The organism is Vogesella mureinivorans, from assembly GCF_007644035.1.
In the GTDB taxonomy this organism is placed as follows: Bacteria; Pseudomonadota; Gammaproteobacteria; order Burkholderiales; family Chromobacteriaceae; genus Vogesella; species Vogesella mureinivorans.
In genome coordinates, this window is record NZ_VMTV02000398.1 from 1 (window position 1) to 288 (window position 288).

Here is a 288-nt window from a genome sequence, read left to right on the forward strand (position 1 = left end):
AAATTTAGCCAATCAGCCTTATCTCGCGCCCTCTGTACAGACACCACCCAAACAGTACACCGACTACCCGCAACAATGGAGCGATGACATTGAGCAAGATGTCTTAACTTGTGTTGAAATCGTTAAACGTGCGGGACTAGAAATGCTGGTACTGAACCAAACCCGCCCCGATATTAGCTTACCCGTCGTCAAAGTTATTATCCCCGGTTTACGTCACTTCTGGTCGCGGTTTGGCGCTGGACGACTGTACGATGTCCCGGCAAAATTAGGGTGGCTTCCTGCACCTTT

The 288-nt window shown here is 49.7% G+C and carries 1 protein-coding gene; it reads left to right on the top strand.

The genetic code is table 11. The features are described from left to right. A partial coding sequence (locus FLQ44_RS11185; protein WP_206208832.1) for a YcaO-like family protein occupies positions 1-288 on the top strand: 288 nt, incomplete at both ends.